Genomic DNA, 22,406 nt, shown 5'->3' with positions numbered 1-22,406 from the left:
GAACACACCCGCGATCCGGCATACACCGGTTCCCACGGACGTGCCTCCTGTCCGAAGCACTCACTGTGCGCCTTCCCCCGCTCAACCCCCTGAAACAAATGTGCGAAGACGATGACTCCTGGCCGTCATAGCATGACGAAAGGTGACCAATCAGGCGGGCGGACGAGGGGACGCGTCGCCCCCATGGCCCATGCCCCGGGTAGGCGCCGGACTCCCCCGACAGACAGGGAGCGATTCACGGAACGTGGAAGCGACCGCCCGAGCGTCCACCGGGACGAGGAGATGAAGCACGAACTGCAGGGGTGGAACGACTGCCGCACGACGCGCGCTACGCCTCGGCACAGGAACTGGCGGAGGCCGTGGTGGAGAGTGAGTCGACGGGCCGGGGCGACACATGAGCGATGTGCAGACACACGGGCGGTGTGCGCCCGACGGGCCCACCACCCCTGTCACATCAAGGCAGTTGAGGTGTCCGATCGAACGAGGACGTGAATCAGGCGCCAACCGGCCACCTTGAGTCCCCCGACGCCCAACGCCCGGATGGTCGACGACGATTGACGGACCGTCACAGGTTCGTCGATCACCGGCGACCACACACCCCGCCCGACTCGGCGAGTCACTCGGCGAGTCACTCGGCGAGTTCGGAGTCCCGCTCGTCGGCCGGCGCCGTGGACGAGTGCTCGCGCCGATCGTCGTGCCGGGCGAGGGTGGAGAGCAGCGCCTCGACGGTCATCCCGGCCTCGGCCGGATGCCGCAGGATGGTTCCCGGCTGGATGCGGTACGCGTTGGTCCGCCCCTCCCGCGTGTGGGTGAGATAGCCGTCCTGCTCCAGGTCGGCAATGATCTTCTGTACGGCTCTTTCGGTGAGCCTGCATCGCACGGCGATGTCACGGATTCGGGTGCGGTGATCCTCGGCGATCGCGGCCAGCACTCGGGCATGGCTGGTGAGGAACGTCCATCCTGCGTGTGTCTCGGATACTCCGTCCATGCCCCCAGCATAGGGCCCACCTTTCACGTATCCCGAGACACGAAACAAATTTCGTGTATATCTTGACGCGCTAAATCCGGCGGGCGAGACTTGACCGGGCAGAAAACAGGGCGGATGCCTCGGGAGCGGCTGCCATGCAAGAACACGAACGTAGCGCTCCTCTCAGGAGCGGGGTCCGGACGATATGTGCGGTGTCCCCCGTGGCCACGGTGGATCCCCCGTCCTTCGCGGCGGATCCCCCGTCGGTCTCCGCCTCCCTGAAGATCGTGACGCAGCCGGCCGGTACCCGGACGGTCGTCGTGGTCTCCGGGGAGGTCGACATCGACACGGAACAAGCGGTGCAGCGCGCCCTGCGGCTGGCACTCGCCCGGTCACCCGGAGGGCTGGACCTCGACCTGGCCGGAGTCGGTTTCTGCGACTGTGCCGGGCTCAACGCGCTGCTGTCCGTCCGCAGGACCGCCCTGGCGAACGGCAAGACACTCGGCGTCCGGGCCGCCAGCGCGGGGGTCGAGCGGCTCTTCGCACTCACCGACACATCGTCACTGTTCAGTCACGCACCAGATCCCGCGGCCACAGACGCCGTGGTCGACACCTGGCGCGAACATTCCCCCACGACGCACGACCTGATGGAGGAGAACGGCGTGTCCGACGAGGCCGAGGAGCTGCGCGTCGAAGTCGTGCAGCTCAAGCGCGCGATGCTGACGCGGCCGGTCATCGACCTGGCCCGCGGAGTCCTGATGGCCTCCTTCGGTCTCAACCGCGATGACGCCTGGAGCGTCCTGGTCGACGTCTCCCAGCGCACGAACACCAAGCTCCATCAACTGGCCGAAGAACTCGTCGACTCGGTCAACGGAGCGCCGCTGCCCGAGCATCTGCAACAGCGGATCTCGACGGCGGTCGCCGAGATCTCACGCCCGGCGTAGGTCGGCGCGGCTCGGACGACGACCACCCGCCGACGGGTTCCGGTCCACGTTCGCTACCCGCCGGCGGGTCTCGGCTTCGGCACCGGTGCGACCCGCAGGGCGACCGCTCCTGCCGTCTCGGCGTCGTCGCTGCGCCGCGTCATCTCCGTCCACCAGGCCCCGCCGTCCTCGATGTACCGCAGCAGGATTCCTTCCCGGATGCCCCAGGGGCAGACGGTGACGGTCTTGATGCCGGTGAGCTTCATGACCGTGTGCCCGACCACGGCTCCGGCCAGGCTCTGCGCGGCCCGCGGTGCGGAGACACCGGGGAGCAGGGCCCGGTCGGGGGCGGCGAGGACGGCCAGCCGGTCGAGGCCCACGCGCAGGTCCGCCCGCGCCAACCGCCGTTCCACAAAGGGACCTTGGCGTCCGGGAGCGGCGCCGCAGAGCCGGGCCAGCTGCTGAAAGGTGCGGGACGTGACGACGGTGGTGCGGGGACCTTCCCAGCGGATCCGTGCGGCCACGTCCCGCAGTTGGTGCCGTACCTCGCGACGCAGCGCCTTGACCGCGCGCTCGGGCGGCGGGTCCTGGCCGTAGAGGAAGTCCCGGGTCAGCCGGCCCGCGCCGAGCGGCAGGGACGCGACGAAGTCGGGCAACCGGCCGCGGCCGAAGGCGGCTTCGAAGGATCCGCCGCCGATGTCGAAGAGGGCGAGTGGTCCGGCGCGCCAGCCCATCCAGCGGCGGGCGCCGAGGAAGGTCAGCTCGCCCTCGACCTCTCCCGGCAGCGTGCAGAGCCGTACGCCGGTCTCGGCGCGCACCGCGCGTAGAATGTCGAGCCGGTTCGGCGCGCCCCGAACCACCGCCGTGGCAAAGGCGAGTGGGCCTGCCGCGCCCCAACTCCGGGCGGTCTCCGTGGCGGCCGACACCGCCTTCACCAGGTGACGTACGGAGTCCTCGGGGATCTCCCCGTACGGCTGCCCGACCCGCTCGGAGAGCCGTAGCTTCCACTTGGCCGTGTGCACGGGCAGAGGTACACCGTCCTCCAGATCCGCCACCACAAGCCGTACCGTGTTCGACCCCACGTCCACCACACTCATTCGCATGAACCGGTGAGTACCCAGCGGCCGAGCCGTCAGTCGTCCTGGTTGATCTTCGTTTCGAGGCGTTGGTCACTCAACCGCGCAGGTCGGCGAGTCGTCGCCCTGCCGGGGCGAGGGAACGTCCCCGACTCACCAGTCCCGCCCAGGGGTTGGTGCGGGCCTGGTCGACAGCGTCGGTGATGGTCCAGCGACGGGCGTCGAGGTCCGGGTCGTCGAGCTGGTCCCAGCTGATGGGGACGGCGACCGGGGCCCCGGGTTTCGCGCGGACCGCGTAGGGAGCGACGGCGGTCTGCGCGTAGCCGTTGCGCTGGACGTCGAGGTAGAGGCGCTCCCCGCGGTCCTTCTTCCGTGCGGCGGTGGTGAGTTGGCCGGGATGTGCGTCGGTGAGGTGGTCGGCGACGTCCTTGGCGAAGGCGCGTACCGCGTCGAAGTCCTGCTGTCCGTCGAGGGGCACGACCAGGTGCAGACCGCGCGAGCCGGTGGTCATCGGCGCCGACGACAGCCGCAGCTCGTCGAGCAACTCCCGTAGGAGCAGGGCGGCTTGGCGTACGACCGCGAAGTCGTCGCCGTCGCCTCCGTCCGACGGGTCGAGGTCGAAGACCAGACGGTCGGGCCGGTGCAGCCTGCCGGCCCGCGACAGCCAGCGGTGCGGGGTGAGACAGGCCTGGTCGGCGAGGTACACGAGCGTGGCGGTGTCGTCGCAGACGAGGTGCGTGACCGTGCCGCCCTCCTTGGTCACCTCGACGCGTTTGATCCAGTCCGGGTAGTGCGCCGGGACGTTCTTCTGCATGAACCGGGGACCGTCGATGCCGTCCGGGTGGCGTTCCAGCATCAGCGGGCGTCCCCGCAGATGCGGCAGCATGAAGGGGGCGACGGCCCGGTAGTACGCGACGAGGTCGCCCTTCGTGTACTCCTTGCCGTTCCCGTCGGCGGGGAACAGCACCTTGTCGGGCCGATGGACGGCGAGGCTGCGGCGGCCCGCCCGCACGGTCCGGGTGTCGCCCGTGGTGCGGGTGCCGGCCATCAGGAACCGCCGGACCCCTCGTTCCAGCGCGGACGCTCCTGGTTCTCGCTGCGCCGGCTTCCGGAGTGGTTGAGGTCGTGCGGCAGGAGCCGCTCGCCGTCGGGGGTGCGCGGCATCTCGTCCGGCTCCCGCTGTTCCCGGATCTCCCCGACGGCACCGGATTCCGGCAGCCGGGGCTGCTCGTCCGGCCGCGGCGGCGCTGATTCCCGCTGCCGCACGTTGATGCCCAGCCGGACGGCCCACACCAGCAGCGCGACGATGACGAGACCACCGGCGAAGGCCACCACCAGGCCCATGGCGGCACCGGATACGGCGAGGTCCACGTGTTCGTTCTCGGCGATCATCATGACGGCCGAGTACCCCCGCGCGAAGGGGCCAAGCACGGTGGCCGACCGGAGCGCCCGGTCCCGGTGTCACATCCGCGGGCCGGCCGGTGTCTTCATGCCGAACAGCCACCCAGGCACACGTACACCACATACAAGGAGAACACCGTGACGCTTCGCGTTCCCAGGGCCGAGCTTCCCGCCGAGCTGCGCGAGAACATGATCAAGCAGCTCGGGGCCGTGCCCGAGCCCGTCGAAGTGCTGTGGAACCAGCCCCGACTCGCCGCGTCCAACCAGGAGTTCTCCGCCCAGGTGGGCACGTGGGACGCGGCCGACGCGGGTCTCAAGACGTTCGCGCACATGGCTGTCGCGGCTCAGGTCGGCTGCAGCTGGTGCCTCGACGTCAACTACTTCCACGCGCTGAACCAGAACCTCGACCTGACCAAGGCGAGCCAGGTGCCGCGCTGGCGGCAGTCGGAGGTGTTCACACCGCTGGAGCGGGACGTGCTCGCGTACGCGGAGGCCATGACGAACACACCGCCGACCGTCACCGACGAGCTGTCGAAGAGCCTGCTCGACCGGCTCGGCCCGGCCGCGCTCGTCGAACTCACCGTGTTCATCGGCTTCGCCAACATGGCGGCCAGGTGCAACACCGCGCACGGGATCACCTCGCAGGGCTACTCGGACGCGTGCGAGATTCCGCTGGCTTCCCGGGCGGGGCAGACCGGTGCCGGCGTAGCGTCGGCGTCGTGACTGCCGACGGCGTGACCGGGGACCCCTTCGTCGCCCACCGCGGCCTCCTGTTCACGGTCGCCTACGAGATGCTCGGGTCGGCGGCCGACGCGGAGGACGTGCTCCAGGAATCCTGGCTGCGGTGGGCCGACGTCGACCCGTCCCAGGTGCGGGACCCGCGGTCGTACCTCGTGCGGCTCGTCACCCGGCAGGCGCTCAACCGGCTGCGCACGGTGTCGCGCCGCCGTGAGGAGTACGTGGGCGAGTGGCTGCCGGAACCCCTGCTGACCAGTCCCGATGTCGCCGAGGACGTCGAGCTCGCGGAGAGCGTCTCGATCGCCATGCTGACCGTGCTGGAGACGCTCGGGCCCACCGAGCGGGCCGTGTTCGTGCTGCGCGAGGTCTTCGAGCTGCCGTACGGCGAGATCGCCGAGGTCGTCGGGAAGTCCGCGGCCGCGGTGCGGCAGGTCGCGCGGCGCGCCCGGGAGCATGTGGCGGCCCGGCGGCCGCGGGTGCGGGTGAGCCGGTCGGAGCAACAGGCCGTGGTGGAACGGTTCCTGAGCGCCTTGCGGACCGGGCAGTTGCAGGAGTTGATGGAGGTGATGGCGCCGGAGGTGGTGCTGGTGACCGACGGTGGTGGAGTGGTCCCCGCCGCGCTCGCCCCGATCCACGGCGTCGAACTGGTGGCGCCGATCCTGGCCCGCGCGCACCGGTTGGTGGCCGCCTTCGACACCACGCCCGTGTGGCTCAACGGCGAGCCGGCGGGCCGGATCGAGATCGACGGCGAACCGTCCGCGATCAGTGTCGTGGTGGAGGACGGCCGGGTCACCCGGATCTACGTGGTGCGCAATCCGCGGAAGCTGACGCAGCTGGACGAGCCGACCGAACTCGTCAGGTGAGTCCGCCGCCTCTCCTAACTTCCCTCTGCACAGGGTGAGTTGAGGCGGCGGGGCACTACGCTCGACTCGACTGTACGCATCCTGTGCGAAGCCGGTGACAGCCGCGGCGGACGGGGAACCGTCCCGTGCCCGAGCGCATCGGTAGTGGCATGGGGTCGGCCGCGCGGCAGGCCGTGGAGGGGGCGACGTCGTGGCGTATGCCAGAGCACTGCGTGTCGGCGGGGTGGCGGCGGTATGCGGGGGCCTGCTGCTGGGGTGCACGGGCGGTGACGGGGGTTCCGCGTCACCGCCGACGACGTCACCCGGGACGGCCCGGAGCAGTACGGCCGACTTACCGCCCACGGCGTCGGCCACCGCCGCGACGGATCCGCGCAGGGAGCCGAAGACCACGGCGCAGGCCCGGACACTGATCCAACAGGTCATCTCGGGACCGCAGTTGTTCGGGACCGGGGTGGTGCGGGCGACGCCGTACGAGAGTGATCCGGCACGGTGGGCGGTGCTGGGTGACGACTGTCTCTGGCGGCTGCGCCCGTTGCCCGACGACGCGTTGGCCACGCTGACCCGGCACTTCGAGGTGCCCGCATCCGGCGCGAAGGGAGCCGTGCGGCTGTCGGCCACGGTCACCGTGCACCGCACGGCGTTGGACGCGTCGTGGGAACAGGCCAGGATGCTGGAGGAGGACCTCGACTGCACGGAGCAGACCCAGCGGCCGGGTGAACGCCTCACGGGACTGCAGTCGTTGTCGTTCGCGCGCGGCGAGGGCGGCAACACCAGCGGCGACGATCTGCTGCTGGAGACGGGACAGTGCGTCAGCGACACGCTCGGCGGCCCGTACCCGTACTGGTGGCAACAGGCCGTGCTGGGCTCGGTGGTGAGCGGTACGTCCGTGTGCGGCGGGCGCGGCCGCAGCGAGGAGGAGCTCAACTCCCTTGTGGCGGAGGTCCTTCCGAGGATGCTGCTGCGGGTGCAGCAGGAGATCGGCCGCTCCGGCGGGTCGGCGCCCGGTGAGCCGAGTGCGTCCGCGTCCGGCACGAAGGGCGGGTCGTGATGGAGCGACTGCTTCCCTCCGATCCGTCGCGGCTCGGCGGATACCGGTTGTTGGGGCGTCTGGGCGCGGGCGGTATGGGTGTGGTCTACCTCGCGCGCGGTGAAGCCGGGGACCTCGCCGCGGTGAAGGTGATCCAGCCCGAGTTCGCCCAACAGGCGGAGTTCCGGGCGCGGTTCCGGCGTGAGGCGGACTCCGCGCGTGGCGTGGACAGCCCGTGGGTGGTGCCGGTGCTGGGCGCCGACACAGAGGGCCCGGCGCCGTGGCTGGCGACCGCGTTCGTGCCGGGGCCGTCGCTGGCCGAGGCGGTGGCGGAGTGCGGGCCGCTTCCGGCGCGGGTGGTACGGGTGTTGGGCAAGGTGTTGGCGCGGGCGCTGGAGGCCGTGCACCAGGCGGAGTTGGTGCACCGGGACGTCAAGCCGGGCAATGTGCTGCTCGCGCTGGACGGGCCCCGCCTGATCGACTTCGGGATCGCCCGGCCCACGGCGGCCGGGGAGACGGAGCTGACCTCGGACAGCATGGTCGTGGGCACGCCCGGGTTCCTCTCCCCGGAGCAGGCGCGAGCACTGCCGGTGGGTCCGGCGAGCGATGTGTTCTCGCTGGGCTGTGTGTTGGCGTACACGGCGACGGGGCGGCTGCCGTTCGGGAGCGGCGCGGCGGACGCGCTGCTGTACCGGACGGTGCACGACGCGCCGGATCTGGACGGGGTCGAGGACGTCGAGCTGCGGGACCTGCTGGAGCGCTGCCTCACCAAGGAGCCCGAGCAACGGCCCCAACTCGCCGAGCTGGACGCGGAGTTGGTGGAGGACGCGCCGGCCGACTCGATCGACTGGTTGCCCGACCCGGTGGTCCGGATGGTCGCCGACCGGTCGGCGGAGATGCTGGCTCTGCCCGGTATCGAGCCGACCGAGGTCTCCGGCGAGTCGGAACCCCGACGGCCGGGCCGCCGTCGGGTGTTGGCCCTCGCGGCCGGCGGTACGGCGCTGCTCGCGGCCGGTGGTGGTGCGGCGCTGTGGGCGGCCCTGCGGGACAACGACGAGAAGACACCGGCGAGTTCGGACACGCCACGCGCCTGGACCATCGGTGTCCAGGCCGATCTGAGCGGCCCGCTGAAGGCGGCGGGGACGGCACAGGAGCGGGCCGCGCGGCTGGCCGTGGAGCAGTTCAACGCGCGCGAGGACAAGCCGTTCCCGCTCACCCTGCGAGTGCTGGACGACCGGGGCGAGCCGGCCCGGGCCCAGGCAGTGGCCCGCCGACTGACCGGCGACCGCGATGTGTTCGCCGTGCTCGGCCCCACCGGTTACGCCTCGGCACAGAGTGCCGTCGAGGTGTACGAGAGCGCCGGGCTGCCCTTGGTGACGGTGTCCGAACTCTCGGTCTCCGCCGTCCAGTCGGCCCTGCTGGCCAAGCCGCGAAGATACTTCCGGGCCGCTCCGCTGGCCGCGTACTCCGCGTTCGCCACCGTCTCGGCGCTGACCGCGCAGGGGTCCCGCCACCCGGGGCTGCTCGTCGATCGCGCGGGTGGGATCACCGGCATGGAGTCCGTCAACGTCGTCCACAGCGCGACCGGTGCGGGCGGTGTGGCCCTGTACGCCCGGGTCGTGCCCGCGCTCGCGCCCGACGTGTCGACCGTCGTCGCCGACATGCTCGCCCACGGCGTCGACAGCTTCTACTACACCGGCACCGCCGGACGCGCCGCCCCGCTCGCCCGCGCCCTGGCCGCACGGGACTTCACCGGCCCGCGCTTCCTGGACATTCCGTCGGCCACACCCGCCTTCGTCTCGGCGGCGGGCCCGGCGAGCGAGGGCTGGCAGGTCCTGGCTCCGTACATCGACCCGGCCGCGGCGGCCGTACGACCGTTCGCCACCGCCTACCGCAAGCGGTACGACGATGCGCCGGGCGACTGGGCGGCCGAGGCGTACGACGTCACACGCCTGCTGGCCGACCGGCTCACGGCCCTCGCCGGGAGCGCCAAGAAGCGTCCCAGTCGTACCCAGGTCGCCGACGCGCTGGCCAGGGCCCGGTTCAAGGGGCTGGTCACCACGTACGCGTTCGACGCCGACCATCAGCTCGTCACCCGGCAGGTGCAGCACTACCAGGTCAAGGGCGGTCGCTTCGTGTACACCGGCCCGGTGGGACTGTCCGCGTCCTGACACACAGCACGGGAGCAGCGGGATGCAGGCATTGCGGGCCGAGGACCCGGAGGAGCTGGGCGGGCACCGGTTGCTCGCCCGGCTGGGCGCGGGCGGCATGGGGGTGGTCTACCTGGCCCGTACCGCCGACGGTTCGCTGGTCGCTCTGAAGGTGATCCGCGCCGAGTACGCGGCCGACCCCGGCTTCCGTGCCCGCTTCCGGCGCGAGGTGCGGCTGGCCACCGGGCTCGCCGGCCGCTGGGTGGTCGCGGTGACGGCGGCGGACACCGAGGCGCGTGAGCCGTGGCTGGCCACCGCGTTCGTCCCCGGCCCGTCGCTGGCCGAGGCGGTCGACGGCCTCGGACCGCTTCCGGCGGACACGGTCGTGACACTCGGGGCGCAACTGGCGTCGGCATTGGGCGAGTTGCACGCGGTGGGCCTGGTGCACCGGGACGTCAAACCCGGCAACATCCTCCTCGTCCCCGACGGCCCCCGGCTCATCGACTTCGGCATCGCCAAGGGCGTCGGCACGACCGCGCTCACCGCTCCCGACGCGGTCGTCGGCACCCCCGGCTACCTCTCCCCCGAGCAGACCCGGGCCCGCGGCGGCGAGGTCGGTCCGGCCAGCGACCTGTTCTCCCTCGGCTGCGTGCTGGCGTACACGGCGACCGGCCACCGCCCGTTCGGCACCGGCGAGGCGCCCGCGGTCCTGTACCGAACGGTGCACGAACCCCACGCCCCCACCGGCCTGGCCCAACTCCCGCCGCTCCTAAGGACGGTGATCGACACCTGCCTCGCCAAGGACCCCGCGCTACGACCGACGGCCGCAGAGGTCCACTCCGCGCTCACGGACAACAACCCGTCCACAGCACCCGATTGGCTGCCGCCCCCCGTCCTGCGACTGGTCGCCGAACGCTCGGCCCGCGCCCTCGACCCGCCGCCACGCACCGCGGGGCCGCCCGCATCACTGAGCGCCCCTACAGCGCAGGGGTTTTCGCGCCGCCGCATCCTCACGATCGGCGGCTCGGCAGCCGCCGTACTCGCTGCGTCCGGCACCGGCGCGGTCGTGCTGCTGGCGCGGGGACACCCGACCACGAGCGGAACACACCACGACGTCCCCACCCACACCCTTGCCCTGCACGTCGATCTGACAGGCGCTCAGAAGATCCTGGGCAAGGCGCAGATGCAGGGAGCACTCCTCGCCGTCGCCGCCCACAACGCCCGCAAGGACATCAACTACCGCCTCGCGCTTGTCTCGTACGACGACGGCGGCGACGCGGCCCAAGCGCGAACGACGGCCCACCGCGTACTCGCCCAACCGTCCGTCATCGCGGTCATCGGCCCCAGCACACCGGCCGGTGCCCGCGCCGCCGCCCCGCTCTACGCGGCCGCGTCCATGCCGGTGGTCCTGGTTTCGGCCGCCGACGACGCCGCCGGACTGTCGACCACGACCCTGCGCACCCTGTGTGTGACGAGGCGGTCCGACAGCTCACGGACCCTGCCGATCCTCTTCTACCTGACCCGGACCCGCCCGAGTCACCGCACGGCGGTCATCCAGGACGGCGCGGGAGGCGAGACGGCCGTCGACATCACCCGGAACCTGGTCGAGACACCACCCAGCGGCGGCACCGTCACCGTCCACCAAGTGGCGGCCACCACAAGCGACTTCGGCCCGGCCGTCTCCCGGGCACTGACCGCCCGTCCGCAGGCGGTGGTCTACGGCGGCACGTCACCGCGCCGGGCGGCGGCCTGCGCCCGGGCCTTGGCCACAGCCCGGTTCACGGGGGCGGTGACCGGTTTCGAGCCGGTCATGCGCGCCGAGTTCCTCACGGCGGCGGGGCGGGCGGCCGAGGGGTGGGTCTTCGAAGCGCCGTACACCGAAGCGCAGTCGGCCACCGCCCCGGCCGCGAGGGCGTTCACCGCGGCCTTTCGGGCGCGGTTCGGCGAGCAACCGGGCCAGTGGTCCGCCGAGGCGTACGACGCCGTCGGTCTCATCGGCCGAGCCCTGGACGCGCTCGGGACCACCACCGCGATCCAGCCCGCGCAGGTCGCCGAGCGCCTGTTCCACACCGCGTACGACGGGGTGGCCAAGCCGATCCGCTTCGTCCAGGGCAGCACCCACGCGCTGGACCCGGAGAACACCGGGTTCCTGTACCAGGTCAGGGACGGCGAGTTCCGTTTCCTGGGCCGCTACGACCAGGTGCGCGCGGTTCAGTCGTAGGGCGCGAGGGGCTTGACTGGGCCACGCCGTACTCAACCCCCCTTGACTCTCAGGTCACTTGAGATCCCATAGTGCTGGGTGTGAACGAACGGGAGCTCTACTCCATCGGGGACGTCGCCCGCCGCACGGGCCTGAGCGTGAGCGCGATCAGGTTCTACGCCGACGAGGGCGTCGTCACACCCACCGGTCTCACCGAGGGCGGCTTCCGGCGGTACGACGTGCACGCCATCGCCCGGCTCGAACTCGTGCGCACCCTGCGCGACTTGGGCGCCGGCCTGGACGACATCCGCCGGGTGCTGTCCGCGGAGACCAGCCTGCACGACCTCGCCGTCGCGCATCTGCGGCTGGTCGAGGACCAGTTGAGGCGGTTCCGGGCGCGTCGCGCCGTACTCCGGACCATGACGCGGCAGCCCACCACGGCGGAACAGCTGAGCCTGATGCACAGGCTCGTGTCGATGTCCGACGACGACCGTGACCAACTCATCGACCAGTTCTGGGACTTCGTGACCGACGGCCTCGACGTTCATCCCAGTTATGTGGAGCGGCTGCACAGCCTGCGGCCGCACCTGCCCGAGGACCCGTCCACCGAGCAGGTGGAGGCCTGGATCGACCTTGCGGAGTTCGTGCGGGACGAGGAGTCCCGCGTGGCGCTGCGGGACTTCTTCCACCGCGCTTTCGGCACCGAGCAGGGCAAGTTGATGGCCTCACCGGAGATGACGGCCCGCGTCGAGAAGCATCGGAAGCTCCTCCTGGAGGCACGGGCCGCCCAACAGGCGGGTGTGGCGGCGGATTCGCCCGAGGCCCGGGACCTCGCCGAGCGCGTGGCCGCCGATTCCGCCGAACTGGTCGCCACGATGAGAGGGGACCACGACGTCGACGTCGACAAGGCCCGGCACGACATCGCCGGGTTCGACCGGAACGGCAATCCGCCGCAGTGGCCGGCCAGGACGACCGGCTTCAAGCTGCTGACCAGGTACCACTCCCTGGTGGCGACGATCAACGGCACGCCCGGGCCGGGCCCGGCCTCGGACCGGGTCCGGGCTGCGGCCGTCCGGGAGTGGATGGGTGCCGCCCTGCGCCAGTCGCCTTGACCCGCGCCCTAGTTGGTCTCCTGCGCCGCGGCCACCGTCCGGCAGATGCTGAACGCGAGTTGGTGGCGAGCACGACTCGGCGGATCCGAACGCCCCGCCGACGAGGACGAGTTGATCGGCGACCGCGTCGCCTGGTCCGAGCGGGAGTACGCCCGCACCTCCGCCCAGCGGCCCGCGTTCGAGAGCGCGCTGCGAGTGGCCTCCCCCGCCCACCGCGAGAATCCGGACTCCGCCACCGCTCCGGAGCTGTAAAACCCGATAAACCCCCGCCCCCGACCGCACCCGCCATCTACTGTACGAACACGCGGAGTTACCCACCGCAGCCACCCGAGGAGGATTCCTGTGTCATCGCCCTGCGATCCCGCGCACGCTCCCGTCGGTGATGTCGGTGCGGCGATCATGATGATCGACTCCCGGATGAAGACCGTTCACGACGGGAAGAGTTCGACCGATCCCGAACAGCAGGCGTTGATGGACCAGTTCATCGCGACGCTGGGGCCCAAGGGGCTCAACGACATGCTGGACGGCACCTGCACGCTGATCTACATGTTCATGACGTGGCTGCGGAAGGCGCACGAGGAGCACGAGAAGGACGTCATCGAGTACGTGGTGCCCAGCCTCGTGGCCACGATGCGGATGATGCCCAGGAGTGTGCGCCCGGAGGCGATCCCGATGATGGCCGGCCTGGCCATCGCCGCGGGCACCGGGCTGAGCCCGAACCTGTGGCGTGCGCAGTACGGGGACTGGACCAAGGAGGAGATGACTCCGCTGGAGGCCACGGCCTTCCTGCTCGCGGAGCACATCAACCGCATCACCGACGACCAGGACTTCGCCACCCGCCTGATCACCGATGCCCTGTCGGTCGCGGACGGTGACGGAGACGAGGAGGACTGACGGGCCGCGGTCCTCCTCCTCAACTCGGGGCGTCGCGGCCCGACATGGCGTGGGCCAGGCCCCGCCCCGGCTCCGGACAGGTGGCGCGCAGCGCGTCCAGCTTCTCCGCGTCGGCCGTCCCGACCACCGCCGTGTACGTGACGATCCTGAGGTCGGTGCCCGCGGCCATCACGATGTCGAGGTCGAGGTCGATGTTCCCCACCCGGGGGTGCTCGACGGTCTTGCGGTCGCCGACGTTGGTGCGGGCGGTGCCGTTGGACCAGAGGCGGGCGAAGCGCGGGCTGTCGGCAAGCATGCGGTCGACGAAGGCGGCGAGCCGTGCGTCGTGGGGATGGGCGGCCGCCGTCAGCCGCAGGTCGGCGACGAGGTCCTCCTCCTCGACCTCGTCGCCCGCCCAGGACCGCACCGGCCAGGCCGCGATCGGTTCCCGCCGCCGACCGTCGCTGGACCGGAACATGCCGGCGACGAGGTTGAGTTCGCTCCAGCCGTACGTCCGGGGATCGCCGACCGCCTCGGACCACATGGCGTTCCAGCTGATGAGGGTCCAGTCGGCGGCGAACACCGCGGTGGGGTTGCCGGCCAACTGCCCCACCAGCCGGTGCACCCTCGCGGGGACGTGCCGGGACACGTTCCCGGCCGAGGGCGGCGCGAGGTGGGCGCAGCGGAACAGGTGGTCGCGCTCGGACGGTTCGAGGCGCAGCGCCCTGGCCAGTGCGGTGACGACCTGGGCCGAGGGGTTCCGGGCCCGGCCCTGTTCCAGCCGGACCACGTAGTCGACCGACAGGCCGGCGAGCCGGGCGAGTTCCTCCCGGCGCAGGCCGGGGATGCGCCGGTCCCCGCCCGCCTCCAGCCCGCTGTCCTGCGGTGACACCCGTTCGCGCCACCCCCGCAGAGCGATGCCGAAGTGGTTCGTCGTAGCCATGGAGAACATTGTCGTTCAACTGGCGGGCGGCGAACGGATGTTCAGTCTCCGGACGGCGGAGTCTTTACTCTCCGCCGGTCCGTTCCGTCGTTCCTCGTCCGCCTACGACGATGTCCCGGCAGGCAATGTCTCGTCCGGCTTGTCGGCGTCGGCGCCGTCGGCCCACCGGGCCCGGACGAAGGCTCCGGCGGCGTCGAGCGCGGCGGCGCCCTCGTCGAGCATCGCCGCGAACGCCTGGAAGACGTGCGGTACTTCGGGCCAGACCTGCAGTTCGACGTGGACGTCGTGCTCGGCGGCGCGCGCGGCCAGCCGTACGGCGTCGTCCAGAAGGATCTCGTACGAGCCGACCTGGATGAACAGGGGCGCCAGGCCGGTCAGATCGGCGAAGACGGGGCTGACGTGCGGGGTGGTCGGGTCCGTGGTGCCGAGGTAGTCGCGGGCGCGGGTGCGCAGGCCTTCCGGGGTCAGTGAGGCGTCGACCGCCGCCTTGCTCACCGCGCTGTCGCCGGACACGCTCAGGTCGGCCCACGGGGAGAAGACCGCGGCCGAGGCGGGCTGGGGCAGGCCCGCGTCCTTGACGGCGACCAGCGTCGCGGCGACGAGACCGCCGCCCGCGGACTCCCCGACGAAGGCGATGGCGGTGCCGGGAATTCCGTCGTCCAACAGGGCCCGGTACACGGCGAGGGCGTCGTCGACCGCCGCGGGGTAGGGGTGCTCGGGGGCCAGCCGGTAGTCGACGCAGACGGCGCGGGCACCGGTACGGCGGGAAACCTCGGCGGCCAGACCGACGGCGTCGGCCGCCGAGCCGATGACGTAGGCGCCGCCGTGCAGATACAGCAGGACACTCGCCGGGTCGTTCGCCGGTGTCTCGACGGTGACGACCGGTACGCCGCCCAGTTCGCCCTCGGTGGTGGACACGTCGGGCGGCAACGGGATGGACGTCATCATGTCGTGGAAGAGGGCGCGCTGTTGGGGGACGTCCCCTCCGAGGTCGAGCGGGCCGTGCCGCAGCATCTCGTCGAGGGCCTGGCGCTGTTGCCGGGACATGGCTGTGCCTTTCGTGGTTCCGGTCGGTGCGGTGGTGCGGTGGAGCCGTGGGTCAGCGCGGCGGACCGACGATGATCTGGCCGTACATGTCGGCGGCCTCGGCCATGATGTCCCGCGAGATCTCGAAGCCCTCGGGGCGCGGGGTGGTGAGGTCACGTCCCGCGTGCCGGAACATGCCCTCGATGCCGCCGGGCGTGCAGATCATCAGCAGGTCGGCGGTGTCGGACGTGATCCGGTAGCCGTGCGGGACGTTGCGCGGCAGGAAGACGATGCCGCCCTCCGACAGCTCCATCTCCTCGTCGTCGCACCACAGCAGCGCACTCCCCTTGATGAGCATGAAGACCTCGTCCTCACGGGTGTGCTTGTGGTACGGCGGTGCCTCGCCCTTGGCGACGGAGAACCGTCCCACGGTCAGCTGTCCGCCGGTGGCCGCGGCGTCGAGGAGTACGGCGAACTCACCGCCGTCGAGCCACTCGAGTTTCTGCTGCTGCTCGGGCTGTGCGAGATAGGCCATGGTCATGCGGCTGTCCGTTCTGCGCGATCAGCTGTCTCCGGTCGGGGCCGTGCCCTGTCCGTCCGATGATCCTCTTCTTCGCGCGCCGGCCGCCAGCCGTACGGGTAGGACCAGCAGTACCACTCCCCCGGGCCCGGCCCTCGGTGCCGGGCGCGTCCGAGGTGCCCTTCGGCTTGTGGCATTCTCTGCTGCCATGGATGTCTCGACTGATCAAGAACTGCCGTCCGGGGACGAGGACATGGAGGCCCGCGCGGTCTCCGGCGATCGCCTCACGTTCTTCGGGGACGCGGTGGTCGCCATCGCGCTCACGCTGCTGGCTCTGGAACTGCCGGTACCGGAGGGGTCGACCAACTCCGAGCTGTGGCACTCGGCCACGTCGCACCGTGAGAGCTATCTGGCGTTCATGATCAGTTTCGTGGTGATCGCCGCGCACTGGCGCTCCCACCACCGGGTGTTCCGCTACGTCACGGCGACCAACACCCGGTTGACGTCCCTGACCATGTACTGGCTGCTCACGCTGGTGATCACCCCGTTCGCGACCGACGTGATCGGCGGCCACGGAGCATTCCAGGCGCGGTTCATCTTCTACGCCGTCGTGCAGTTCTTGTCCTGTCTCCTGTTCATCCTGATGGTCCGCGAGGTCCCCCGCGACGGCCTCCAGCGCCCCGGCACCCCGCCCGCGCTCTTCGCCCGGGCCATCCGTCGCCTCGGCATGGTGGCACTGGGCTTCCTGATCTCGATCCCGGTCTCGCTCTTCACCCACTGGGCTTATCTCTGCTGGATCGTGGTGCCGGTCGTCGACTCGGTCGTCGACGGGCGCAGGAGCCGTTCCGGGCAGCAGGCCCTGGAGGACTGAGCCGGAGGCTCGCCGGCGACAACGACGTCACCGGCCGGGTGAGAGGCCGTCGCCGGGTTCCTACGACACCGGCTTTCCGGCGGCGCCGTCCGCCAGGTCCAGCCGGGCGGACAGGAACTCTCCGGCCCTGTCGAGCGCGACGGCCGCCTCGTCGAGGAGCGGCTGATAGGCCTGGAAGACGTGCGGGACCCGAGGCGTGACCTCCAGCGTGACCTCGACGTCCGCGGCCGCGGCCTGCTGCGCGAGGCGTACGGCGTCGTCCAGGAGGACCTCGTGGCTGCCGACCTGGATGATCAGGGGCGGCAGGCCGGACAGGTCCGCGAAGACAGGGCTGATCAGGCCGAGAGCGGGATCCTGTCCCGCCGTGTAGTCGGTGACCCGGGGTTCGAGGAGCTCCCGGCTGAGCAGCGGGTCGACTGCACGCTTGGTCTCGATGCTCGCCCCGGCCAGGGTGAGGTCGGCGTACGGTGACATGACGTAGGCCGCGGCGGGCAGGGGGAGCCCGCGGTCGCGGGCGTTGACCAGGGTGGCGACGACGAGTCCGCCGCCCGCGGACTCTCCCGCGAGGACGATGTCCGAGGGGGCGATGCCGTCGTGCAGGAGGGCTTCGTAGGTCGCGAGCGCGTCGTCCACCGCTGCCGGATACGGGTGCTCGGGGGCGAGCCGGTAGTCGACGGAGTAGACCTTGGCGCTGGTCCGGCGGCCGACCTGCGAGGCCAGACCGGCGGCGCTCACGGCATCGCCCAGAACATAGACGCCGCCGTGGAAGTACAGGACGACGTGCCGGGGTTCGACCCCGTCGACCGTGATCGCCGCGACGGGGACACCGCCCAGCGTGGTCGACGTCATCGTCACGTCAGGAGGCAGGGGCTGCGCAGACGTCAACTCACTGAGCAGGCGCCGTTGTTCACTGACGTCACTGCCGACGGGAAGGGCCGACTGACGCAGGATCGCGTCGAGAGTGTCCTGCTGCTCGGTGCTCACGGAACGTTCTCCCTTCGGTGAAGGCTGGTCCGGTCGCACGATCGGCCGGACCACGAGGTCTTGCGGGGGCCGGACTCTGCGTACTTCGAGGAGGTCGAGGCCGAGTGCCTCGACCTCGGCGAGGACGCCGTAGAGCGCCGAGGCGTCCGGCAGCAGCCCGGTGAGCACGGTCTCGGTGCCCTGCTGCTCGGGCGCGAACGCCGGGAACGCCATCAGCAGGGTGGGACCGAGGTGGCCGCAGACCCGGATCTGGTACAGGAGAGGGTCATCACCCATGGCCCCATCGTCGTGGGTGGACAGGTGAGTCCGCGTCGCCGGAATCCGGTGATCGTACGGTCCTCAGCCGCGGCCGTTCGACAGGAGCCGCAGCTCACGGCCGCGCTCTACCGCCGCGGACCGGTCACCGGCGCCGAGCTTGGCGTAGATCCGCCGGATGTGGGTGTTGACGGTGTTGAGCGAGACCGAGAGTTCGCCGGCGATCTCGGGGCGGGTGAGGTTCGTCGGCAGGTAGCGCAGGACGCGCAGTTCGCTCGGGCTGAGGGTCTCGACCGGTACCGACGGCGGCCGGTCCGGCCCGCCGGTTCCGCGGACGACGTCGAGGATGTCGGAGACCAGAGCGGCGTGCGACGTCCGCTGCGGCAGGGTCTCCAGCAGCTCCCAGGCGCCGGTCATCGCGAAGGGCAGGATCATCCGGTCCGCTTCGGCGAGGTTCAGCGCCTGCTCCACGGCCGTTCCCGCCGCGTGCTTGTCGCCGAGGTCGCGGCAGGCGAGCGCGTCCAGGAGGTGGGCCTCGATCGGGGTGAGGAAGGAGTTGACGGGGGCGGTGCCGTCGAGGACCGGCCGGAGTTCGCGGCGGGCGCCGGCGGGGTCCTGCTCGGCGAGGCGGATCACCGCGGCCGCGATGCGGATCTCGCCGGTGGCGGCCCGGCGTTCGTCGAGGGCGGCGAGGGTGGCCCGAGCCTCGTCGAGCAGACCGAGGCGGGCCTGGGTGGCCACCGTCCACGCGGTCACCCGGGACCAGAGCCCGTGCTCGCCCCTCATGTGGGCCTGCACCTGCTCGGCGGCGGTCAACTCGGCCAGGGTTTCCTCGTGTTGACCCCGCGCCGCCGGAAGCATTGCGGAGACCAGATGCACCAGCAGCCGGACGCCGGGCTCGCCCTCGGACCGCGTGGCGCGCCGGGCGCGCTCCAGCCACTGCTGCCCCTGCTCGAACTCGCCCGCGCAAATCAGCGTCCCGGCGAAGGAGACCTGGGCGGGGACGATGACCGGCTCGGCGCCCCAGCCGTACCGGTCGGCGAGCGCCAATGCCTCCTCGCAGCGGCGCCGGACCAGCGTGAAGGAACGGTTGCCGGAGGCGAATCCGAGGTGGGCGAGGCAGGCCACCTCCAGATAAGGGCGGCCGATGTCGTGGGCGAGCGCGGCGCCCTCCAGAAGGTGCCGTTCGCTGTCGTCGAGCCGTAGCGACCAGGCCTCGGTGACGCCCAGGTTGAGCAGGGCAAGGGCTCGTAGGTCGCCGGCGAGCGCGACCTCGGTGGTGGACTGGCCGGTGGTCGGGGACGGCAGGGCGTCGGCCTGCTCGAACACGGCGTCGAAGTGCCCGCGCAGCCGGGCCAGCAGCAGGTCCAGGGACGCGATCGCCAGCCGCAGCCGATGCCTGCGGTCGGGTGGGCTCGTGTCGGCGTACGACCTGGCGATGTCGAGGTGTGCCTGGGCCTCGTCCAGGCGGTGCTGGTGCAGATCGGCGTTGGCGTGCACGAGGGCCAGTTCGGGGCGTTCCTCGCCGGTGCGGGCGGGGAAGGCGTGCAGCAGCGCGACGACGGTTCCGGCCTGTCCGTCCAGGGTGAGGCTGACGGTGTGATCGGCGAGCAGGTGGGCCGCCTCGGCCCAGTCGCCGGCCGCCTGCAGATGCCGGACGGCGTCGGCGGCCTGGGCGTGTTCGGCGAACCAGCGCGCGGCAAGCCGGTGCAGTTCGGGGATGTTCCCGGGGAGTGTGCGGCGCAGTTCCAGCCGGAGCAGATCGCCGAACATGTGGTGGTAGCGGAACCAGGTGCGACCCGGGTCGAGCGCCACGACGAACGCGTTGGCGTCCTCCAGGTCCAGCAGGATGCGCTCCGACCCGGTCGCGCCTGTGAGGAGGTCCGCCAGCTCGCCGTTGACCCGGTCGAGCAGCGAGGTGCGCAGCAACAGCCGCTGTACGTGCGGCGGTTGGCGCTCCAGCATCTCGGCCAGCAGGTACTCGGCGACCGTACGGTGGCTGCCGGAGAACTCGGCGACGAACTTCTCGGGATCCGGGTGCCCGGCCAGCGAGAGCACGGCGAGCCGCAGCCCGGCCGCCCAGCCCTCCGTGCGCTGGTGCAGCCTCTCGGCCACGGGGTCGGGCAGCACGATCCTGGTGGCGGTCAGGAGTTCACGGGTCTCGGCCTCGGTGAAGCGGAGCTGCGCGGCGCGGATCTCGGCGAGTTCACCGGCCAGCCGCAGTCTGTGCAGGCGCAGCGACGGGTCCCGGCGGGTGGCCACGATCGCGTGGACACCCGGGGGAAGGCTGGTCAGCAGCGTGCCCAACTGCTCGACGGCCGCGGCGGATCCGAGCTCGTGGAGGTCGTCGATGACGAGGAAGAAGGGCTTCGGGGACGCCGTGATCTCGGACAGCACCTTGTCCATGACGGCACCGCCGTCGGAGCCGGGCGTCACGGCCGACGGCTCCGCGGCACCCTCACCACCGGCCGCGGCGCGGACCGCGTCCAGCAGAGCGAGCCAGAACAACTGCCCGTCCCGCTGGCCCGGCCGTACGGACACGAACGCGATCCGGCGCTCCTGGTCCGGCCGGTCGGCCCACGTGTGCAGCAACGACGTCTTCCCGCTGCCGGCGGGCGCGGAGACCAGCGTCACCTGCTTCTCGGCGGCACGGTCCAGGGCGGCGACCAGGTCGCGGCGGGCGATGAGTCCGGGTCGGCCCCGGGTCGCCGAGCGGCCCGAATCCGCTACGGCCCGTAGGTCAGGGGTCGCGCGATGTCCGTCAGCCACGCGGTCAGCGTAGCCGATGCGCATCGCTGCGTAGCCGATGTCCATCACGGCATCCCGGCGGCGAACCGTCGCCTGGGCGGCGGTGTTCCTGGCAGGAGGTGAGGGCCGTATCAAGGTGGTCCGTCGGGTGAAGGTGGCGGCGCGCGAACGCGTTCGCATAGCCTCGCGGACATGTCAGATGTGTTTGCGGACGTCCGTCTGCTCGGCCCGCCGGAGACCGACGGCGAGTACATCGCGCTGGGCGAGCGGGAGTTGGTGCACCTGCACGCGTACCCGCGGATCTACGCCGTGCCCGGCCTCTACGAGCATGTCGTCCAGGAGCTGCTCCAGTGCCGATCACCACAGGTCGCGGCGGCGGGCTTCCTGCGCGCGGCTGAGCGCCTCGGGCTGGACCCGGGCTCGCTGACGGTCCTCGACGTCGGCTCCGGCACGGGACTGGTCGGCGAACTCGTGCGGGACGGGGGCGTGGCCCGGGTTGTCGGGGTCGACGCGCTGCCGGCCGCGCGCGAGGCGAGTCTGCGCGACCGGCCTGGCGTCTACGCCGACTACGTGGTCGGCGACTTCCTGCACCCCGACGCACTCCGTGAGGCTCTACGGCCGTACCCGCTGGGCGGGTTGGTGTCGGCAGGAGCGTTCGGCGGCACGCACGCCACACCGCGGGCGCTGGAGAACGCCCTCGCGCTGCTGCCGCCCGGCGCTCCCGTCGCCTTCACGATCGACGAGCGGTGGATGGACGAGTCGGATCCGGACGGGTTCGGCGCGGCGGTCGAGCGGCTGGTGGCCGACGGGCGTCTCGCGGTGCTGGAACGGACAAGGTTCCAGCACCGCGTGACGACGAGCGGCGAGCCGGTCTTCTATGCGCTCCTCGTGGGCCGAACAGGGTGAACAGGGCGAGGTGAACGGCCGTACCGGACGGGCGAGTTGTCGGTCACCACACCTTCATGCCGCCGTCGACGACTAGGTCGACGCCGGTCACGTACGCGCTCTCGTCGGACGCGAAGAACAGGGCGGCGTTCGCCACGTCCTCGGGTCGGCCCACTCGGCCCAGGAGGGTCCGGCCGAGCATCTGGCGGGAGAAGTCGTCGTTCTCCAACTGCTCACGGGTGGCCCGGCTTTCGATCAGGCCGGGCGAGATCGAGTTGACGCGGATGCCGAACTCGCCGCCCTCCATGGCGAGTTGGCGGGTCATGCCGATGATCGCGGCCTTGTTCGTCGTATGGGACAGGGACGGGAAGCCCTTGAAGCCGAGGGAGCCGTTCAGGGAGGCCATGTTCACCACCGCGCCCCGGCTGGCCTTCAGTTGGGGCCATGCGGCCCGGGTGAGGTAGAAGACCAGGTCGACCTCGTCGCGCCGCGCGCCGTCCCAGTCCTCGTCGGTGACGTCCTCGAGCCAGTTGAAGTGAGCCCGGGCGGCGAGGTTGAACAGCACGTCGATCCGCCCGAATTGCTCCACCGCGAAGTCGACGAGCCTGGCGGATTCGGCGGGTTCGTCGAGACGGCACGGTTGCAGCGACACCATCTCGCCACCCTCGGCGCGCACCAACGCGACGGTCTCTTCGCCCGCTTCGACCGTCGCGTCGCACCCGACGATCCGGGCGCCTTCCCGGGCGAACACCAGGGCGGTGGCACGCCCCATGCTCCCGCCGGTGCCGGTGACGACGCAGACTTTTCCGGCCAGTCGGCCTGGCATCTCAGCGCCCCTTCCGGT

Annotated in this window: 21 protein-coding genes; 11 read left to right on the top strand and 10 right to left on the bottom strand. The window is 71.3% G+C overall.

Going from position 1 to position 22,406, the window contains the following annotated elements; genetic code table 11:
• Positions 1-628: 628 nt before the first annotated feature.
• Positions 629-988, bottom strand: a complete 360-nt coding sequence (locus tag OG504_RS50425; protein WP_405995891.1) for a helix-turn-helix transcriptional regulator — start codon at positions 986-988, stop codon at positions 629-631.
• A 191-nt stretch (positions 989-1,179) separates the two neighbouring features.
• Here OG504_RS50425 and OG504_RS50420 point away from each other — a divergent pair, with 191 nt between their 5' ends.
• Positions 1,180-1,911, top strand: coding sequence for an ANTAR domain-containing protein (locus OG504_RS50420; RefSeq protein WP_405995890.1), 732 nt, complete (start codon positions 1,180-1,182; stop codon positions 1,909-1,911).
• Positions 1,912-1,964: 53 nt separating this feature from the next.
• Here the strand turns inward: OG504_RS50420 and OG504_RS50415 are convergent, their stop codons facing one another.
• From OG504_RS50415 to OG504_RS50405, 3 genes are all read right to left on the bottom strand, one after another.
• Complete coding sequence (locus tag OG504_RS50415; protein WP_405995889.1) at positions 1,965-2,993, bottom strand: Ppx/GppA family phosphatase; 1,029 nt, start codon at positions 2,991-2,993, stop codon at positions 1,965-1,967.
• A 70-nt stretch (positions 2,994-3,063) separates the two neighbouring features.
• Positions 3,064-4,014, bottom strand: a complete 951-nt coding sequence (gene ligD, locus OG504_RS50410) for a non-homologous end-joining DNA ligase (protein WP_405995888.1) — start codon at positions 4,012-4,014, stop codon at positions 3,064-3,066.
• Positions 4,014-4,397 (bottom strand): DUF6479 family protein, encoded by a 384-nt coding sequence (locus OG504_RS50405; RefSeq protein WP_405995887.1) that lies wholly within the window; start codon positions 4,395-4,397, stop codon positions 4,014-4,016. The genes ligD and OG504_RS50405 overlap by 1 nt, the downstream gene beginning before the upstream one ends.
• Positions 4,398-4,505: 108 nt before the next feature.
• Here OG504_RS50405 and OG504_RS50400 point away from each other — a divergent pair, with 108 nt between their 5' ends.
• The 8 genes from OG504_RS50400 (at position 4,506) to OG504_RS50365 (ending at position 13,351) form a co-directional block, all read left to right on the top strand.
• A complete protein-coding gene (locus OG504_RS50400; RefSeq protein ID WP_405995886.1) occupies positions 4,506-5,090 on the top strand; it encodes a carboxymuconolactone decarboxylase family protein in 585 nt (194 codons plus the stop codon).
• Between the two features lie 11 nt (positions 5,091-5,101).
• Entirely contained in the window at positions 5,102-5,968 is an 867-nt protein-coding gene (locus tag OG504_RS50395; RefSeq protein ID WP_405996622.1) for an RNA polymerase sigma-70 factor, read from the top strand.
• Positions 5,969-6,158: 190 nt separating this feature from the next.
• On the top strand, positions 6,159-7,016 hold the full coding sequence (locus OG504_RS50390) for a hypothetical protein (RefSeq protein ID WP_405995885.1): 858 nt from the start codon (positions 6,159-6,161) through the stop codon (positions 7,014-7,016).
• The gene (locus OG504_RS50385; protein WP_405995884.1) at positions 7,016-9,166 is read left to right on the top strand and encodes a bifunctional serine/threonine-protein kinase/ABC transporter substrate-binding protein; all 2,151 of its coding nucleotides are present in this window, start codon (positions 7,016-7,018) and stop codon (positions 9,164-9,166) included. Before OG504_RS50390 ends, OG504_RS50385 begins: the two co-directional genes overlap by 1 nt.
• Positions 9,167-9,188: 22 nt before the next feature.
• Positions 9,189-11,366, top strand: coding sequence for a protein kinase domain-containing protein (locus OG504_RS50380; protein ID WP_405995883.1), 2,178 nt, complete (start codon positions 9,189-9,191; stop codon positions 11,364-11,366).
• A gap of 80 nt (positions 11,367-11,446) precedes the next feature.
• On the top strand, positions 11,447-12,457 hold the full coding sequence (locus OG504_RS50375; RefSeq protein WP_405995882.1) for a MerR family transcriptional regulator: 1,011 nt from the start codon (positions 11,447-11,449) through the stop codon (positions 12,455-12,457).
• A gap of 45 nt (positions 12,458-12,502) precedes the next feature.
• On the top strand, positions 12,503-12,709 hold the full coding sequence (locus tag OG504_RS50370; RefSeq protein WP_405995881.1) for a hypothetical protein: 207 nt from the start codon (positions 12,503-12,505) through the stop codon (positions 12,707-12,709).
• A gap of 90 nt (positions 12,710-12,799) precedes the next feature.
• Entirely contained in the window at positions 12,800-13,351 is a 552-nt protein-coding gene (locus OG504_RS50365) for a hypothetical protein (protein ID WP_405995880.1), read from the top strand.
• 19 nt (positions 13,352-13,370) lie between these two features.
• Here OG504_RS50365 and OG504_RS50360 read toward each other — a convergent pair whose 3' ends face one another.
• The 3 genes from OG504_RS50360 to OG504_RS50350 all read right to left on the bottom strand — a co-directional run bounded on the left by OG504_RS50360 (position 13,371) and on the right by OG504_RS50350 (position 15,840).
• Complete coding sequence (locus OG504_RS50360) at positions 13,371-14,273, bottom strand: helix-turn-helix transcriptional regulator (protein WP_405995879.1); 903 nt, start codon at positions 14,271-14,273, stop codon at positions 13,371-13,373.
• A gap of 102 nt (positions 14,274-14,375) precedes the next feature.
• A complete protein-coding gene (locus tag OG504_RS50355) occupies positions 14,376-15,320 on the bottom strand; it encodes an alpha/beta hydrolase (RefSeq protein WP_405995878.1) in 945 nt (314 codons plus the stop codon).
• Between the two features lie 52 nt (positions 15,321-15,372).
• Positions 15,373-15,840: a cupin domain-containing protein gene (locus OG504_RS50350; RefSeq protein WP_328685773.1), complete on the bottom strand. Its 468-nt coding sequence runs from the start codon at positions 15,838-15,840 to the stop codon at positions 15,373-15,375.
• 187 nt (positions 15,841-16,027) lie between these two features.
• On the opposite strand from OG504_RS50350, the gene OG504_RS50345 reads away from it, so the two are divergent.
• Positions 16,028-16,690, top strand: coding sequence for a TMEM175 family protein (locus OG504_RS50345; RefSeq protein ID WP_405995877.1), 663 nt, complete (start codon positions 16,028-16,030; stop codon positions 16,688-16,690).
• Between the two features lie 60 nt (positions 16,691-16,750).
• On the opposite strand, the gene OG504_RS50340 is transcribed toward OG504_RS50345, so the two are convergent.
• Complete coding sequence (locus tag OG504_RS50340) at positions 16,751-17,950, bottom strand: alpha/beta hydrolase (protein WP_405995876.1); 1,200 nt, start codon at positions 17,948-17,950, stop codon at positions 16,751-16,753.
• Between the two features lie 63 nt (positions 17,951-18,013).
• Positions 18,014-20,698, bottom strand: coding sequence for a LuxR C-terminal-related transcriptional regulator (locus OG504_RS50335; RefSeq protein WP_405995875.1), 2,685 nt, complete (start codon positions 20,696-20,698; stop codon positions 18,014-18,016).
• 171 nt (positions 20,699-20,869) lie between these two features.
• Here OG504_RS50335 and OG504_RS50330 point away from each other — a divergent pair, with 171 nt between their 5' ends.
• Entirely contained in the window at positions 20,870-21,583 is a 714-nt protein-coding gene (locus tag OG504_RS50330) for a hypothetical protein (RefSeq protein WP_405995874.1), read from the top strand.
• A gap of 43 nt (positions 21,584-21,626) precedes the next feature.
• On the opposite strand, the gene OG504_RS50325 is transcribed toward OG504_RS50330, so the two are convergent.
• Positions 21,627-22,388, bottom strand: a complete 762-nt coding sequence (locus OG504_RS50325; protein ID WP_405995873.1) for an SDR family NAD(P)-dependent oxidoreductase — start codon at positions 22,386-22,388, stop codon at positions 21,627-21,629.
• Between the last annotated feature and the right edge of the window lie 18 nt (positions 22,389-22,406).

The organism is Streptomyces sp. NBC_00986, from assembly GCF_045162565.1.
GTDB lineage: Bacteria > Actinomycetota > Actinomycetes > Streptomycetales > Streptomycetaceae > Streptomyces.
Note: the sequence above shows the minus strand (reverse complement) of the source record. Positions and strands in the feature narration are given on the sequence as shown.

What these genes read in the sequence shown, in the direction of transcription:
- OG504_RS50380 (WP_405995883.1), top strand. Translation starts at nt 9,189, where the DNA reads ATGCAGGCATTGCGGGCCGAGGACCCGGAGGAGCTGGGCGGGCACCGG.
- OG504_RS50360 (WP_405995879.1), bottom strand. Translation starts at nt 14,273, where the DNA reads ATGGCTACGACGAACCACTTCGGCATCGCTCTGCGGGGGTGGCGCGAA.
- OG504_RS50385 (WP_405995884.1), top strand. Translation starts at nt 7,016, where the DNA reads ATGGAGCGACTGCTTCCCTCCGATCCGTCGCGGCTCGGCGGATACCGG.
- OG504_RS50415 (WP_405995889.1), bottom strand. Translation starts at nt 2,993, where the DNA reads ATGCGAATGAGTGTGGTGGACGTGGGGTCGAACACGGTACGGCTTGTG.
- OG504_RS50325 (WP_405995873.1), bottom strand. Translation starts at nt 22,388, where the DNA reads ATGCCAGGCCGACTGGCCGGAAAAGTCTGCGTCGTCACCGGCACCGGC.
- OG504_RS50345 (WP_405995877.1), top strand. Translation starts at nt 16,028, where the DNA reads ATGGATGTCTCGACTGATCAAGAACTGCCGTCCGGGGACGAGGACATG.
- OG504_RS50425 (WP_405995891.1), bottom strand. Translation starts at nt 988, where the DNA reads ATGGACGGAGTATCCGAGACACACGCAGGATGGACGTTCCTCACCAGC.
- OG504_RS50370 (WP_405995881.1), top strand. Translation starts at nt 12,503, where the DNA reads ATGCTGAACGCGAGTTGGTGGCGAGCACGACTCGGCGGATCCGAACGC.
- ligD (WP_405995888.1), bottom strand. Translation starts at nt 4,014, where the DNA reads ATGGCCGGCACCCGCACCACGGGCGACACCCGGACCGTGCGGGCGGGC.
- OG504_RS50350 (WP_328685773.1), bottom strand. Translation starts at nt 15,840, where the DNA reads ATGACCATGGCCTATCTCGCACAGCCCGAGCAGCAGCAGAAACTCGAG.
- OG504_RS50355 (WP_405995878.1), bottom strand. Translation starts at nt 15,320, where the DNA reads ATGTCCCGGCAACAGCGCCAGGCCCTCGACGAGATGCTGCGGCACGGC.
- OG504_RS50330 (WP_405995874.1), top strand. Translation starts at nt 20,870, where the DNA reads ATGTCAGATGTGTTTGCGGACGTCCGTCTGCTCGGCCCGCCGGAGACC.
- OG504_RS50340 (WP_405995876.1), bottom strand. Translation starts at nt 17,950, where the DNA reads ATGGGTGATGACCCTCTCCTGTACCAGATCCGGGTCTGCGGCCACCTC.